Consider the following 15,364-nt stretch of genomic DNA (forward strand, 5'->3'; position numbering starts at 1 on the left):
ATTTCCATGAAAAAAATATTGGTAGCCAATCGCGGAGAAATAGCCATAAGGGTGATGCGAACTGCAAAGAAAATGGGAATTGGTACAGTGGCGGTTTTTTCTGAAGTGGACCGTAATGCCCCGCATGTTCGTTTCGCAGATGAAGCGGTCTGTATAGGTCCAGCACCTTCCAATCAGTCATATTTGGTGGGCGATAAGATTATTGAAGTGGCCAAAAAGCTAAACGTTGACGGCATACATCCTGGATACGGTTTTTTGAGTGAGAACGCGGCTTTTGCGGAAGCAGTAGAAAAGAATGGAATCACTTTTATCGGACCTAAATCCAAAGCTATCCGAATAATGGGTAGTAAGTTAGAGGCCAAGGAAGCGGTGAAAGGCTATAATATCCCCATGGTCCCTGGTATTGATGAAGCTATTACGGATGTTAAAGCCGCAAAGCAAATCGCTTCTGAAATCGGATATCCAATTTTGATAAAGGCTTCAGCGGGGGGAGGTGGAAAAGGTATGCGCATTGTAGATAATGAGGCGAATTTTGAGTCACAGATGGAACGTGCCATAAGTGAAGCCACTTCGGCATTTGGTGATGGTTCTGTTTTTTTGGAAAAATATGTGACATCACCAAGACATATAGAGATTCAGGTAATGGCAGATACACATGGAAATGTTCTTCATTTTTTCGAACGGGAATGTAGTATCCAAAGAAGGCACCAAAAGGTGGTTGAAGAAGCGCCATCCTCGTTGTTGACGCCGAAACTTCGTAACGCAATGGGTGAGGCAGCAACCAAAGTGGCAAAGGCCTGTGATTATGTTGGGGCAGGTACCGTGGAATTTTTGATGGATGCTGATATGAATTTCTACTTTTTGGAAATGAATACCCGTCTACAGGTTGAGCATCCCGTTACGGAAATGATTACAGGAGTTGATTTGGTTGAACTACAAATTAAGGTCGCCAGGGGTGAAGAGTTACCCTTAAAACAAAGCGATTTGTCCATTAAAGGACACGCTATGGAGCTAAGGGTGTATGCCGAGGATCCGTTAAATGACTTTTTACCTAGTGTAGGACAGTTGGAAACCTACAGACTTCCAGAAGGAGAGGGAGTACGTGTAGACAATGGATTTGAGGAAGGTATGGATGTGCCCATTTATTACGATCCCATGCTTTCCAAATTGATTACCTACGGGAAAACCCGGGAGGAGGCCATTGAATTAATCCTAAAAGCCATCGAAGATTACAAAATAAAAGGAGTTCAGACCACATTGCCATTTGGGACTTTTGTTTTTGAACATGATGCCTTTCGCTCAGGGAATTTTGACACCCATTTTGTGAAGAATTATTATTCTCCCGAAGCTATAAAAGAAAAAAGCGCCAGTGAAGCCGAAGTTGCAGCTATGGTAGCCCTTAAACTTTATTTCGAAGACCAAAAAACAATTCAACTCCCAACAAACTAATAGACTATGGATTCCAAATTACGGACCCTACAAGAACGAATAAACCAAGCCCATTTAGGAGGGGGTGAAAAGCGAATAGAAAAACAGCATGCCAAGAAAAAGCTAACCGCAAGGGAGCGGATTCAATATTTATTGGATGAAGGTTCCTTTGAAGAAATGGGCATTCTGGTGACTCATAGAACCACCGACTTTGGTATGGACAAGGAAATCTATTTTGGCGATGGAGTGGTTACAGGGTATGGAACTATCAATGGTAGATTGGTGTATGTGTATGCTCAAGATTTTACTGTTTTCGGCGGGGCACTGTCAGAAACCCATGCGGAGAAAATCTGCAAAGTCATGGATTTGGCCATGAAGGTGGGTGCGCCTGTTATTGGATTGAACGATTCTGGTGGGGCACGAATTCAAGAAGGTGTGAAGTCTTTGGGAGGTTATGCGGATATTTTCTACAGAAATGTCCAAGCATCAGGGGTCATACCTCAAATTTCGGCTATTATGGGACCGTGTGCAGGCGGAGCAGTGTACTCCCCAGCCATGACCGACTTTATTATAATGGTAGAGGAAACCAGTTATATGTTCGTGACGGGGCCAAATGTGGTAAAAACCGTGACCAATGAAGAAGTAAGTTCGGAAGAGCTTGGAGGTGCCAGCACCCACGCTGTAAAATCGGGTGTGGCGCATAAAACTTCAAATAACGATGCTGCTTGTTTGGATGATATCAAGAAACTTTTGGATTATCTTCCGCAGAGCAACAAGGAAATCCCAAAACACAAGCCCTATGAGTTAGGGGAAGAGGTACGAGAAGAACTTTCCAGTATTGTTCCAGACAATCCGAACAAGCCATACGATATGCATGATGTCATAAACGGTATCATTGATTATGATTCGTTTTATGAAATCCATAAAGATTATGCTGAGAATATTATTGTTGGTTTTGCCCGTTTGGGAGGCAGAAGTGTAGGAATCATAGCAAATCAACCGATGTTTTTGGCTGGTGTCCTAGGCACGAAGAGTTCTCAAAAAGCGGCTCGTTTTACACGATTCTGTGACGCTTTCAACATACCTCTGCTGGTTTTGGTGGATGTTCCTGGATTCCTTCCAGGTACTGACCAAGAGTGGAATGGGATAATTATGCACGGTGCAAAACTGTTGTATGCTTTGAGTGAAGCTACCGTTCCACGAGTCACTGTAATTACCAGAAAAGCGTATGGCGGAGCCTACGATGTGATGAATTCCAAACACATCGGAGCTGATTTTAATTTTGCATGGCCAACTGCAGAGATTGCTGTAATGGGTGCCAAAGGTGCTAGTGAAATCATTTTTAGAAGAGAGATTGCTTCTGCTGATGACCCCGAGGCTAAGTTAAAAGAGAAGGAAGCCGAGTATGCAGACAAGTTTGCCAATCCATATCGTGCAGCCAGAAGAGGCTTTATTGATGAGGTGATTCTACCCGAAAATACACGTAGGAAGTTGCTCAAGGCCTTCGCCATGCTGGAGAAAAAAGAAGTACAAACTCCAAAGAAAAAACACGGGAACATTCCGTTGTAAAGATTTCAGAACAGAGTTGTTATTAACTTAAGGTAAATACTTTCCCTAAAGGATATTTGGTGTTTCAAGGTTGACTAATTTTGCCGAATGCAAAAAGAAAACCAGAAACCAAGTTTCGAATTTATGGCACTGATGGCGGCACTAATGTCGATTGTCGCCCTGTCTATCGACACCTTGCTGCCTGCTATTCCAAATATTGGTGAAACCATAAACAGTTTTGACCCCACGGAAAATCAGAAGCTGATAACCATGATTTTTTTGGGGTTAGGAGTAGGTCAGTTGTTTTTTGGACCGCTTTCCGATTGCTATGGAAGAAAGCCTGTAGTTTATATGGGGATGCTTGTCTTCGCCATCGCCAGTTTTATATGTCTTTGGGCTCCAAATCTGGAATGGATGATTGTGGGCCGTATCCTTCAGGGGATTGGACTTTCAGTGGCGCGAAGCATTGCGATTTCCATAATTCGGGATACGTATAGTGGAGATTTGATGGCTAGGGTCATGTCTTTTGTCACCGCCTTCTTTATTCTAGTACCGGTTATTGCTCCATCAATAGGGAAAATCATCTTGGATGTTTCCAACTGGCAAGCTATTTTTTATGTACAACTAGTATGTACACTTATGGTTGGACTTTGGTTTTGGAAACGTCAACCGGAAACACTTAGACCCGAATACAAAATTCCATTTTCCAGACATGTTTTTATTGATGGACTGAAAGAGTTCATGAGATACAAAGAAACAGTGGCTTTTACCATGGCTTCAGGGTTTATAACGGGTTCTTTTTTGGTGTATCTAAGTGCTTCCCAGCATATTTTTGAAGATTTGTACGGACTTAAGGATTCCTTTCCCTACATTTTTGCAGGTCTGTCCATTTCCATTGGTGTTTCTACCTTTTCAAATGGTACCTTGGTGTTACGTTATGGCATGTGGAAGCTTTCATATATGGCTTTGCTTGCTTTTTGCGGAGTGGCCATTTTGTTTGTTGTACTATTTTGGCAGACCGGAAATCCCAGCGTCATAGCATTGATTATCTTTTTATCGCTTCAATTCTTCTGTCTGGGTTTTATGTGGGGCAACTTTCGCTCAATTGCCATGCAACCTATTGGCCACATTGCGGGAATAGGGGCGGCAATTAATGGTTTTGTTTCCACCGTTATTTCAATTCCCATCGCGACATTTATAGGAAGCTATGTTGAGGATGAGGTTCTTCCGCTTTTTATGGGATTGGCTATTTGCGGACTTATATCAGTTGTTATTTTTTGGATGGCGAAAAGGTCGAGAAGACTAGCCACTGCCAAATAGATTCTTATGATTCAGATAAGAAAACTTTTCCGCTAGAACTGTCTTGGCTTGCACCTGTAACTGATGCGAAAATATTGGTTTTGTTTTCTTCTCGGAGAACGCCCATTAAAGCAAATACCAAAGCCTCTTTAAAGGCAATCAAAGTTTTGCTGGGAATCTTCAATGTAAGGGAATTTCCAAGTTTCTGTTTTAGGGTATCGACAAAGAATGAATTGAAAGCACCTCCTCCAGTCACTAACATTGTGTTGTTTGACTTTGAACGAAATTTATCAATCTCTAGAGCAATTTGTTCACAGTTGTGGTGAGTTATGGTATGGAGCAAATCGGGTATACTTGCTTCCGACTTTTCAATCAGGGGAACCACATCCTGAAGGAACCATTCATAGCCTGTAGATTTTGGATGGGGAAGTTTGTAGTATTCCAAGTTGTTCAGAGCGGTTTTAAGTTCAGGAATCAGATTTCCGGTACGGGCCAATTGTCCATTTTCATCATACTCCAAATTGATTTTTTGGGTAAGATAATTTAAGGGCATATTTGCCATACCTATATCCAAGGCTTTCCGGTTACCATCCACTACAAAGGAAACGTTACTGATTCCCCCCAAATTCAAACAAAAATCATATTCACCAAAGAGCAAATGGTCGCCAATAGGAACCAACGGAGCTCCTTGTCCGCCTAGTTTCACATCTTTTGTTCTAAAGTCACAGATTACCTTATAGCCCGATGTATTCGCAAGTAACTGCCCATGGCCCAATTGAAACGTGAATCCTTCCTCTGGTCTATGGTGGGAAGTATGCCCATGACTGGCAATGAAATCCACTTCAATTTGAGCTTCTTCTATAAATAGCTTGGCTTGTTCGCCCAACCATATCCCATATTCTTGGTCGAGAATGCTGTGATCTTCATCACTTAAATGAATGGCGTGTTTTAGGCGGTCTTTCCAAGTAGCATCGTAAGAAATTGCTTTGGTTTTTTCAATTGAAAAATCCCATTTCTCTTTTTTCTTTGAAAAGTGACATAGCGCCATATCAAGACCATCCAACGAGGTCCCAGACATCATTCCCAATACTTTGTATTCTCCCATCACAACTTTTGAATTTGGATGATAAGTGAAATGGGTTGTCCTTCATCATTGGTTATTTCCTTAATGGTAAAGTCTACCTCTTTAATGGAAGCCAAAACAGAAACCCAATCTTCGAGGGTCCTAGCGTACCAAGAATGACCTTCAATGAAATTTCCTGGAAGCCCTTTCCATGAATCCGATATCCATTGACCTTTGTACTCCATTTCATTTTGAATTAGGAAAAAAGGATGGAGTGTTTGGATAAGGATAAATCCTTTTGGGTTGATGACGTCCAAGGTATTTTCAATCAGCTGGGAAAGTCCATCTTTAAGATAGATGCAGAAGTTGAAAACTCCCAAATCAAATGTGCTGTGTGGAATCGGTTTTCCAGCGATAACATCTTCAAAGGTAAGTTGGTGATACTCTCCAGGTCCATGTTGTTTGGCATCTTCAAGCAATGCTTGGATGGCATCAAACCCATAAGCTACCATGCCCATTTTGTTCATTTCCCGCGTCAACCATCCTTCTCCACAGCCAAAATCAGCAACTTTTGAGGCATTTGTATTCATTATGGCACTAAGAATTGCCTTGTTTGTGAATTTTCGAGAAGCAATTCCATGGTTTTGGATGATTTTGCTCCATTCCTTGGCGTTTTTTTCCCAAGAGTCTATGATTTCACTTTTCATTGATGTCCGTTTTTAGTTGAAATGGAAGTTTTCCTTGAGGAAGAAGTTTTCCTTCAAAGTGTGAGCGGGCCGCTTCTTGAAATTCAAGGAAGTCCTGATATAGTATGATGTAAGAGTTTTGCTTATTGAGGGGCAACGTATGGATAAGAAATGGATTACCGAATAGGTATAAAATGCAATTGCCCTTCTTGAGCGTTTCATTTAATATCTCAAGTTCTTCTTCCGCAAATCCAAATCTATTTTTGGGCTTTACAGAGGGTGGAAAGACGGAAATAACCGTTGTTTTTTGAAAATGGATCAAATCTTGAATTTCTTCTGATGTCATATCACCCACTGAAGAAGTTTTGATTTTGAGTTTTTGCTCCAAATATTCAGGGAAGATGTTAGTTGTTGGTTTGCCCAGAATGATATGTTGAAGACCTTGTGATGAACCAGGCATTTTGTTTTTAGTACCCTTGAAGAGTTCGGTCAAACAGGCCCGAGCTATTTCTTTATTTAATTCGTTAGGAGCAATTCCTGTTTTCACAATGTTACTGGGTTGATTGAAGGCTTTTTCCTTCAATTCCCAAACACGTTCGAAGCTCGATTCAATCCTTTGACCCTCACCTTGCAAAACAATTTTTTCAATTGCCTCTTTTGGGTGCTCCGAAAAACAAAACATATCCAGTCCAGCATGGAAAGCTGCCAATTCCAAAGCTCCCTTTTCTTCAAACCTTTTGGATACGGCATGCATGTTCATGGCATCCGAGATAAGCAATCCCTGATACCCCATTTTTTTCCGAAGAACGTCTGATAGTATGATTTTGGAAAGTGTAGCTGGTTTTCCAGATGAATCCAAAGCAGGAATGGATAGGTGTCCTATCATGATGGAATCCGCTTCTTCATGCATTAACACCGTGAAGGGATAACATTCGTTTTCAAGCAGATTTTCTGCTGATTTATCTATAACCGGTAAAGCTAAATGTGAATCCGTATTTGTATCTCCATGACCGGGAAAATGCTTTAATGAATTCAAAACACCTGCTTCACGCATTCCCGCTATAAAAGCCTTTGCTTTTTTGGTGACTTGTTCTTTATCATCTCCAAATGACCTGTATCCAATAACGGGATTTTCAGGATTGCTGTTTATATCGAGTACAGGAGCTAGATTCCAATGGATTCCAGCTTCTAGACAATCCAGACCAATTTTGTAACCTACATCATGGATTAAGTCTTCTCCATTCTGAAGTGCCCCCAATGTAAGTGCGTAGGGATATTGATGGGTATTTTCAATGCGCATGGCCAAACCCCATTCGGCATCCATGGCAATGAGAAGGGGAATGGAGGAGGCTTTTTGGTATCTTTTGATGAGAGAAACGAGCCGTTCATAGCTATTTTCATTATAAACCACCTTCTTTTTGCCCTCAAAATTAGTAGCTGCGCTGGCTCTACTATGAAAAAAACATAAAGCACCGATATGGTGTTCTTGAATTAAGTTTTCCGTTTGTTGAATGTTTTCTTCGGAATCATTTATGAAAACGGCAATCATGAACAACTGCCCCACTTTTTGTTTTAGGCTGAAATCATGGGTCGAACCTAGTTCTATATGTTGTTCTAGCCTTTTACTCATTGGAATCTGCCGATTTTTTGCCATACTCTGGCGGGTATTTCAGGAAAGGAAGCAATAAGAAAGCCGGTAGTGCAGCGACGACTACCCAAGTAAAAAAACCGGGATACCCCAGCCATTCCTGAATGTAACCACTCAACATTCCAGGTAACATCATCCCAAGGGCCATAAAACCAGTAGCAATGGCATAGTGTGAAGTTTTGGATGCCCCTTCGGCAATATAAATCAGGAAAATCAAGAAAGCAGCGAAGCCAAATCCATAGCCAAATTGTTCCACAACCACTGTTCCTACAACCGCTATCAGATTTTGGGTTTCGGTGTAAGCAAGTATTGCATACAAAGCGTTGGGAAGATTAAGGGCAAGGAGCATGGGAAGCATCCATTTTTTGAGTCCGTCTCTTGAAATTAAAATACCCCCGACAATTCCGCCTAAAGAAAGCATAATAATGCCCACAGTTCCATATATGGTTCCAACCGCTTCAGTGCTGAGGTTTAGTCCCCCAACTTGTTTTTCATCTAAAAGAAAAGGAGAGGCCATTTTAACCAATTGGGACTCCCCAAGCCGATATAGGAGAATGAAGAGGATAGCTATCCCGATTTGTTTCTTTTGAAAGAAAGTCACAAAAACTTCTAAAAAACTAGTGGGTTTTTCCTCATTTTCACTTTTGGGGTCTTCAAATTTTGGGGTAACAAAAAAGTTTGTCACTGTCAGAATGAACATAAGACCTGCCGTGCAAATCATGGTGATTGACCACGCCTTGGTATTATCACCGAATTCTTTCTCCAGAAAACCGGCCAGTATTACCAACAGACCTTGGGCAGTGACCATGGCCAATCTGTAGAAAGTACTTCGGAGTCCAATGAAAAAGGACTGCTTTTGTTGGCTTAGGCCAATCATATAATAGCCGTCAGAAGCTATATCGTTCGTAGCGGAGGCAAAAGCGGACATCCAGAAGAAAGCCAGAGTAATGGTAAAGAAAGCATTGGTAGGGAGAAAAAAACCAATACCAAGAAATGAAAGGGCAATCAATAATTGCATACCCAAAAACCATTTTCTTTTTGTACCATTTAAATCTATAATGGGACTCCAGAGTGGTTTTATGACCCACGGTAAGTAAAGCCAGCTTGTATAAAGGCCTATGTCCGCATTGCTAATTCCAAGACGTTTGTACATAATGACCGAGACGACTACCACAATGATGTACGGAATCCCCTGTGTGAAATATAAGGTGGGAATCCATGCCCAAGCCCTGGTATCTTTTTCGGCCACTTTCATTTACTTCTTATGTTTTAAAAGGTTTTCGTAAATGCTTTTTTCGGAACCTTCAATGACTTTTGCATTAACTGCCTTTTCATAGTATTCAATGGGTCCGACACCGCCTATTATAGCATACGCATATCCCAGCTCTTTTAAAGCTTGTAGGGCTTTTACCAAAAGTACTTTACCAATATTTTTTCCTCGTTCCGAAGGAAGTACCCCAGTAGGTCCGAAGAAATTTTTTGACGAACATTCAAAACAGGCAAAACCTAAAATATCTTGATTTCTTTGCGCAATAAAACAGGTGACAGGTACATTCGAAAATGCAACATCCACCTCATCTTTCCAGTTGATGCTAAAGTTTTTTTCAACCCATTCCAAAATCAAGCTTTTTTCAGCCGCAATTGGCTTTCTGAAGACCATATTTTCTTCTTGAAAAAGTTGTTTTTCTTCGGAACCGATATCGGGTAAATCCACAAGTCGGACCAGCATGTCTTTCATTGGAGTTGTTTTGGATTTAGTATTATGGGTTGGGTTTTGTTTCCATAGACATCCTGAATTACAATTAGTATCCCTTGCCTTTTTGTTTTACCAGAGATTGGGACGTCAACCTGGATATTATCTTTTCTTGATGAAAGATAGCTTTTTTTGAATAAGGGCAACCTTCCTTTTTTCTTGCCCTTGTTTACGTAGAACAAAGCAAATCGGGGTATGTTGTCAAAGTGATTTAGACGTATCTGGACTTTGTCATCTTGTATTTTTTTTGTTTCAATCTTTAGGGGTTCCAATGTCCTTTTATTAGGTGTTTTTAACGTTGGATTAGGTACTGGACTAGCATATAGTTTTCGGATTTTTTTTACCGTTTTTGGATGCTTGTTCAATAAGGACTTAGCACTAAAGAAAATGTTGCCATTTACTTTTGGTAAAGACCTGGCAAACTTTAGCTGTTTTGGGATTTCATTGTATTTATTCCAGGCCTTATCGCTGTTATTTTTGATTTTATAAGGGCCATTGCCCATATAAAGATTTACCATCCCTTTCTGTATGGACCACCATTCTGAAACCTTTCTGTGCGAAGCAGGTGGATAGTCCATACTCCAATAGGCTTGGGGAGCTATATAATCTATCCATCCCTTCTCCATCCAAAGTAAAGGATTGGCATAGAGGTCATCATAATTGGTTTGTCCGGCCTTTGTATCGGAACCTTTTGGGTCGACATCCTTGTTCCTCCAAACACCAAAAGGACTTATACCAAACTGCACCCATGGTTTGGATTTTTTTATGGTACTATGGACTTGCTTAACCAAAGAATCCACATTGCTTCTTCTCCAATCATCCAAGCTTTGGTTTACTAATTTGTTGGATTGATACGTCAAGGAATCGTCAAAAGTCTCATCCTTAATTTTGTATGGATAAAAGTAATCATCAAAATGAATGGCATCTATGTCATGGTTGTCTACCAACTCTTCCACAACTTTGGCAAATTTGTTTCTAACCTGAGGTAATCCAGGATTATAGTAGAACTTTTTACCATACTTTATCATCCAATCCCTATGTTGATTGAAATCATGGGTTACATCCAAACTTAAGGTGTCCATGTCAAAAGTGGCCCTGTATGGATTTAACCAAGCATGGAATTCCATACCTCTGGTGTGGGTTTCCTGAATCATCCAAGACAGCGGGTCTTCAAAACCTTTAGGGGCTTTTCCCTGTTGGCCGGTCAAATATTTAGACCATGGAGCCAATTGGCTAGGATATAAAGCATCACCTGCCGTTCTCACTTGGACGATTATCGCATTGAAATTCAAGTTTTCATAGAAATCCAGTATTTCGATAAAGTCCCTTTTTTGTTTGGAAGTTGAATCATTTCCATTTTTGGGCCAATCAATATTTACCACAGTAGCTACCCACACCCCTCTGAATTCTTCTCTTGGTGTGTTTTTCAAGTTCTTGGAAGATGCGCAAGATGCAAAAGCGAAAAGAACTAGAATGAAGTAATAACTTGATTTCATAGGAATGAAAAAGGCCTACCCGAAGATTAAAAGTAGGCCTTTAGGCTCAATTAACTTAAACTAACAAATTCAATTTTACCAATTAAATGGATGGATCATCAGGTGTATTAGGGTTACTATTTCGTTCCAAATCTGGATACGGATAGAAATTTCTATTACGCTCTTCGTCATAATTCATGGCTGTACCACTGGGTTGCGGTCTTCCAAATCTTCTACTATCTTCCAAACTCATTCCTGTAAATAGAAGTTCTGCTCTTCTATTTCGATACACTTCATTGAGTAGTGCATCAACCGTGTTGTCACCAGAGTAGGCAGCAACGTTGGCATTGACATCAAATGGATCATCTGTATCGGTAAGCACCTCGTTCAATGCAGCTGTCGCCGCCGCTAAATTTGGACTCCCAATTCTAAGATTGGCTTCAGCAATTATAAGATTCATCTCGTCCGGTAAGTATACCGGAATGGATTCTGATATTTCATTAAAAAAACCATCTACGTCTTCAATAGGTAGTCCATTCTGATTGGTTTCATCCAAAGGAACCAGATAAAATGCCAATCTTCCGTCTGCGGGGTCAAAAACAAATTCTACAGGTAAACCAAAATTATCCCTAGGTTTAAAATTTGGAGTATTGTTTTGAACAATCCTGGCCCAAATGGGATTTGGATTTTGGGTATCATAAGCAAAAACCGAAGTTGAAGTTAAATCTACATTGCCAGCTGCCGCAAGTGCGGCTTCATAATTTCCTGCAAAAAGATTGTAACGTGCTATGTAAGCCGTAATCGTGTTGACTAAATCGATATTTCCCAAGGTTACCCCATTTATAAACTCTTCAGAGGCAGCTGTGCCTGATAGTTGGGTCGCGGCTTCCGTTAATAGTGTGATTGCTGTTTCAAACCCCTGTATTCTAGACACGAAAGTAGCATCATTATCATTGCTTGTTGCTACAATTACTTGTTCGTAATTCTGGGCGAGACTTCCTATGGCCAGTGCTTTAAAAAGTTTCGCATGTGCGATCAACCCACTTCGGGTACCGGCATCCAATTCTATATTGTCAGCATTACTTTCTATATCTTCGGCTATTTCGATAACTCTCAGCATAGTTGACCAAAGTCCCTGTACATTGGAATTGAAATTGGGAAGCACCGTTCCCCCATCTTCCAATTCAATCATGTTTTGGAATGTAGTGGTTATCCCTCCTTCACGAGTGGTTATTGCCGGTGTCTCCACAATCCAACGTATTCCAACAACAGAATACAATTGCTGAAGACCTACGGCTGCCGCGAAAACTCCTTCTCTAGAGGAAAAAACTTGTTCTTCCGTAGCGGCATTAGGATTTTCGAAATCAGTTTCACAAGAAAAAAGTCCTAGTGTAAGTGAAACACAAATGATAAAGTATATAATTGATTTTTTCATCGTCTTTGTTTTTTAATTAGAAACTTACGTTGACTCCTAACTGATACGTTCTAGGAATTGGCACTCCGGCAAAATCGAAACCTCTCACTCCATTGCTTTGTCCAGCCGTATTTATTTCTGGGTCCCATCCTGAGTAATCGTCCCATGATATCAAATTTCTTCCAACTAAACTAAGTTGAACGTTTTCAACTCCTTTGATTGGAGGTCTGAAATCATAGCTTATAGCCAGCTCTCTCAATTTTACAAAAGAACCATCTTCCACAAATTCTTCAAAGATACCTGCTTGGGCACCTCCAAATCCTTTGGGTCTATTGCCTAATAACTCTTGACCCACATTAAATCCTCCACCGAAAATTACGTTGTCCAGAAGTCTTCGGTTCCAGTTGAAAACATCAAAACCTTGAACGGCATCCAGTTGGATTCTCAATTTAAAGTTCTTATAGGCAAATTCATTGATTAAAGAACCAAACCAATCTGGGTTTGGGTCTCCAATAACTTTAGAGCTTGCACCGTCTTCAGTAGTACCTGCAAAAGGATAACCATTTTCATCTAAAGAAATGCTCCCGTCTGCATCTCTTGCATAGAATTGTCTAAAGAATACTCCTAAAGGCTGTCCTTCAATCACAAAGTTTGTTGAAAAACTATCTGGTAGAGCAAATTGACCTCCACCAGCAACTCGAGTCACTACATTTTCGTTTTGCGAGAAGGTAGCTGTAACATCCCAAGAAAAATCATTGGTTTTTATAGGGGCACCACGTAGTAAAATTTCGATACCTTCATTCTCTAAGTCCCCTACATTTTCTATTCTAGAACCGAATCCAGTGGAAGGAGCAAGCTCTCTTGGTAAAAGCAAATCAGTAACATCCTGTTTGTAATAGGTGAATTCAATTCCAATACGATTGTTCAACAATCCTGCATCGAAACCAAATTCAATTTCTTCTTGACGCTCTGGTGCAATATCCAGGTCACCTTGGTCTGGAGCGTTAGTTAGAACATCATCACCAGCCGGTACTAAACTGGGGGTTCCATTGATTGAAAATGGAGAAAAAACAGTAAATCTTTGAAACGCGGTCAGCGCCGTCAGGTTACCTGCTTGTCCCCATGAACCTCTTAACTTAAAGGTGTTAAATGCATCACCAAATGTATTTTTCCAAAAATCTTCCTCAGAGATAATGTAAGATAAACTGGCTTTGGCATATAACTGGTTCCGTTCGTCTTCCCCAAAAGTAGAAGCACCGTCCAAACGAATTGCACCATTGAGGTATAATTTATCATTAAAACTAAAAGACTGCTGTAAGAAAGAGCCCCAATAGGAAATTTGAGATCGAGTTTCACCTTGACTAAAAATTGTACCTGTATTTGCCACTTGTACAATAGGGACCAAGCCTTCAGCGTCTATAGCAATCCGGTCAAATTCTTCATATTGCCAGGAACCTCCTAAAGTAGTAGTCGACTCTATATCTTCCGTAATAGGGGTTTTATAGGCTAAATTTAAATCACTATTATATTGAAAGTTATTGATATCAGCTCGTCTGCTAAAGCCGCCACCTACAGGAGAGGTGTTGTTTATGGGAATGAAGCCGGTAGCCGATTGATTGAAGAAATCAAGCCCTAACAAATAACTGGCACTTAACTTGTCCGTAATTTTAGCGTTCAAACCAATACTGGTAATAAAACGATTCACTTTTTGGCCAAAATCAAAGCGATCCACCGCCTCCAATGGGTTGGTTCTTGGTACCAACAAGGAGGTCACTGGATATACACCGGACTCATCTGGGTTGGGATTCACGGAATTATCACTGAAGACAAAACCGGTAATGGCTCCGTAAGCTACGTTGATGCCTCCATTAGGCACATCATTACTTACACTTCGGGTGTAGTTAAGCCCGGCATTGATTTCGAGCCAATCCCATGCCTTTTGGGTGATATTGGTTTTAAAACCAACTCGTTGGAAATCAGTGTTTTTAATTATTCCTTCATTGTCGAGGAAAGATCCTGAAATGTAATAGGAGGTTTTTTCGTTACCGCCACTTACTGAAAGAAAGTTTTCAATACCGAATCCTGATTCAAAGAATTCATCTTGATAATTAAAACGTTCAACAGGAACAGTCTCCAAATTGGTGCGGTCAAAAGGATCTACCCAGGCAAGAGGTACCGTATTATAATCAATTTCCTTACGCAATTCATTAACTCTGACATTGGTTGAAAAGTTAAATTTTGGCTCTCCGGTTCGTCCTTTTTTGGTAAAAATCTGAACTACACCATTACTGGCTCGAGAACCATAAATGGCTGCCGCGGCAGCTCCTTTTATGATTTCAATTCGTTCAATGTCATTGGGATTTAAATCCACCAAACGGTTTTGGGAGGTTCCTCCTAAGTCCACCAAATCATTACTGTTACTGGAGTTGCTAATTATTATTCCATCAACAATATATAGTGGGTCTGAATTTCCCAAGACGGTACTTGGCCCCCTAAGACGGATACTTATTCCACCCGCGGGATCACCAGAGTTCTGTTGTACCAAGGCACCGGTTATCTTACCTGAAATGGCTTGGTCCACAGCAATTGCACCGTTGTTCACCAAATCTTCAGATTTTACAGATGAAATTGCATTACCCAAGGTTCTTTTGTTTACCCCAACAGGATTACCGGTGACGACCACTTCGTCCAAATTGAGTAAATCTTCTTCCAGGACCACGTTGGTTGTGATGGTTAGATTTGAACCTAAGTCAATCGGAATTGCCTGGGTTGTAAAACCCAAAGAGCTAATGCTTAGATTTACCGAACCTTGTTCCAAAGTAGCGGTAAAGCTATAATTACCGTCAAAATCGGAAATTGTTCCGAATGAGGTGCCTTCAATGAAAACGGACGCTCCGGACAAAGGTTGGTTTGTCCCACTTTCCGTTACGGTTCCAGTAAAAGTGTATTGGTTTTGTGCCCACATCGATGATGAGGTTAAAAAGCAACACACCGCGAACAGGAACCCTGTTTTTTTCAAATGATCATACAGTTTTCGCATACAGAAGTTA

General features: G+C 40.7%; 11 protein-coding genes. 3 read left to right on the top strand and 8 right to left on the bottom strand.

Translation table 11 applies throughout. The features are described 5' to 3' along the window. The first annotated feature begins 6 nt into the window (after nt 1-6). From accC to CLV81_RS12905, 3 genes are all read left to right on the top strand, one after another. The gene (gene accC / locus CLV81_RS12895; RefSeq protein WP_106145522.1) at nt 7-1,449 is read left to right on the top strand and encodes an acetyl-CoA carboxylase biotin carboxylase subunit; all 1,443 of its coding nucleotides are present in this window, start codon (nt 7-9) and stop codon (nt 1,447-1,449) included. Nucleotides 1,450-1,455: 6 nt separating this feature from the next. Then, nucleotides 1,456-2,997, top strand: a complete 1,542-nt coding sequence (locus CLV81_RS12900; protein WP_106145523.1) for an acyl-CoA carboxylase subunit beta — start codon at nt 1,456-1,458, stop codon at nt 2,995-2,997. Between the two features lie 87 nt (nt 2,998-3,084). After that, the gene (locus tag CLV81_RS12905) at nt 3,085-4,296 is read left to right on the top strand and encodes a multidrug effflux MFS transporter (protein ID WP_106145524.1); all 1,212 of its coding nucleotides are present in this window, start codon (nt 3,085-3,087) and stop codon (nt 4,294-4,296) included. 4 nt (nt 4,297-4,300) lie between these two features. On the opposite strand, the gene CLV81_RS12910 is transcribed toward CLV81_RS12905, so the two are convergent. From CLV81_RS12910 to CLV81_RS12945, 8 genes are all read right to left on the bottom strand, one after another. After that, nucleotides 4,301-5,380 carry an anhydro-N-acetylmuramic acid kinase gene (locus CLV81_RS12910; protein ID WP_106145525.1) on the bottom strand — a complete coding sequence of 360 codons (1,080 nt, stop codon included), beginning with the start codon at nt 5,378-5,380 and terminating at the stop codon, nt 4,301-4,303. Further along, nucleotides 5,380-6,045 carry a class I SAM-dependent methyltransferase gene (locus CLV81_RS12915; protein ID WP_106145526.1) on the bottom strand — a complete coding sequence of 222 codons (666 nt, stop codon included), beginning with the start codon at nt 6,043-6,045 and terminating at the stop codon, nt 5,380-5,382. Before CLV81_RS12915 ends, CLV81_RS12910 begins: the two co-directional genes overlap by 1 nt. After that, nucleotides 6,035-7,654, bottom strand: a complete 1,620-nt coding sequence (locus tag CLV81_RS12920; protein ID WP_106147534.1) for a glycoside hydrolase family 3 protein — start codon at nt 7,652-7,654, stop codon at nt 6,035-6,037. The genes CLV81_RS12915 and CLV81_RS12920 overlap by 11 nt, the downstream gene beginning before the upstream one ends. Beyond that, entirely contained in the window at nt 7,647-8,927 is a 1,281-nt protein-coding gene (locus tag CLV81_RS12925) for an MFS transporter (RefSeq protein ID WP_106145527.1), read from the bottom strand. Before CLV81_RS12925 ends, CLV81_RS12920 begins: the two co-directional genes overlap by 8 nt. Continuing rightward, on the bottom strand, nt 8,928-9,410 hold the full coding sequence (locus CLV81_RS12930) for a GNAT family N-acetyltransferase (protein WP_106145528.1): 483 nt from the start codon (nt 9,408-9,410) through the stop codon (nt 8,928-8,930). Further along, on the bottom strand, nt 9,407-10,921 hold the full coding sequence (locus tag CLV81_RS12935) for a glycoside hydrolase family 10-like protein (protein ID WP_106145529.1): 1,515 nt from the start codon (nt 10,919-10,921) through the stop codon (nt 9,407-9,409). Before CLV81_RS12935 ends, CLV81_RS12930 begins: the two co-directional genes overlap by 4 nt. Nucleotides 10,922-11,003: 82 nt before the next feature. Further along, a complete protein-coding gene (locus CLV81_RS12940; RefSeq protein WP_106145530.1) occupies nt 11,004-12,335 on the bottom strand; it encodes a RagB/SusD family nutrient uptake outer membrane protein in 1,332 nt (443 codons plus the stop codon). A gap of 16 nt (nt 12,336-12,351) precedes the next feature. Then, entirely contained in the window at nt 12,352-15,354 is a 3,003-nt protein-coding gene (locus CLV81_RS12945; RefSeq protein WP_106145531.1) for a SusC/RagA family TonB-linked outer membrane protein, read from the bottom strand. Between the last annotated feature and the right edge of the window lie 10 nt (nt 15,355-15,364).

Origin of the sequence: Flagellimonas meridianipacifica (assembly GCF_003001695.1) — a bacterium.
Classification (GTDB): Bacteria; Bacteroidota; Bacteroidia; order Flavobacteriales; family Flavobacteriaceae; genus Flagellimonas; species Flagellimonas meridianipacifica.

Excerpts from the sequence above, each read along its gene's own strand:
- accC (WP_106145522.1), top strand. The coding sequence starts at position 7 with ATGAAAAAAATATTGGTAGCCAATCGCGGAGAAATAGCCATAAGGGTG.
- CLV81_RS12900 (WP_106145523.1), top strand. The coding sequence starts at position 1,456 with ATGGATTCCAAATTACGGACCCTACAAGAACGAATAAACCAAGCCCAT.
- CLV81_RS12905 (WP_106145524.1), top strand. The coding sequence starts at position 3,085 with ATGCAAAAAGAAAACCAGAAACCAAGTTTCGAATTTATGGCACTGATG.
- CLV81_RS12910 (WP_106145525.1), bottom strand. The coding sequence starts at position 5,380 with ATGGGAGAATACAAAGTATTGGGAATGATGTCTGGGACCTCGTTGGAT.
- CLV81_RS12915 (WP_106145526.1), bottom strand. The coding sequence starts at position 6,045 with ATGAAAAGTGAAATCATAGACTCTTGGGAAAAAAACGCCAAGGAATGG.
- CLV81_RS12920 (WP_106147534.1), bottom strand. The coding sequence starts at position 7,654 with ATGAGTAAAAGGCTAGAACAACATATAGAACTAGGTTCGACCCATGAT.
- CLV81_RS12925 (WP_106145527.1), bottom strand. The coding sequence starts at position 8,927 with ATGAAAGTGGCCGAAAAAGATACCAGGGCTTGGGCATGGATTCCCACC.
- CLV81_RS12930 (WP_106145528.1), bottom strand. The coding sequence starts at position 9,410 with ATGAAAGACATGCTGGTCCGACTTGTGGATTTACCCGATATCGGTTCC.
- CLV81_RS12935 (WP_106145529.1), bottom strand. The coding sequence starts at position 10,921 with ATGAAATCAAGTTATTACTTCATTCTAGTTCTTTTCGCTTTTGCATCT.
- CLV81_RS12940 (WP_106145530.1), bottom strand. The coding sequence starts at position 12,335 with ATGAAAAAATCAATTATATACTTTATCATTTGTGTTTCACTTACACTA.
- CLV81_RS12945 (WP_106145531.1), bottom strand. The coding sequence starts at position 15,354 with ATGCGAAAACTGTATGATCATTTGAAAAAAACAGGGTTCCTGTTCGCG.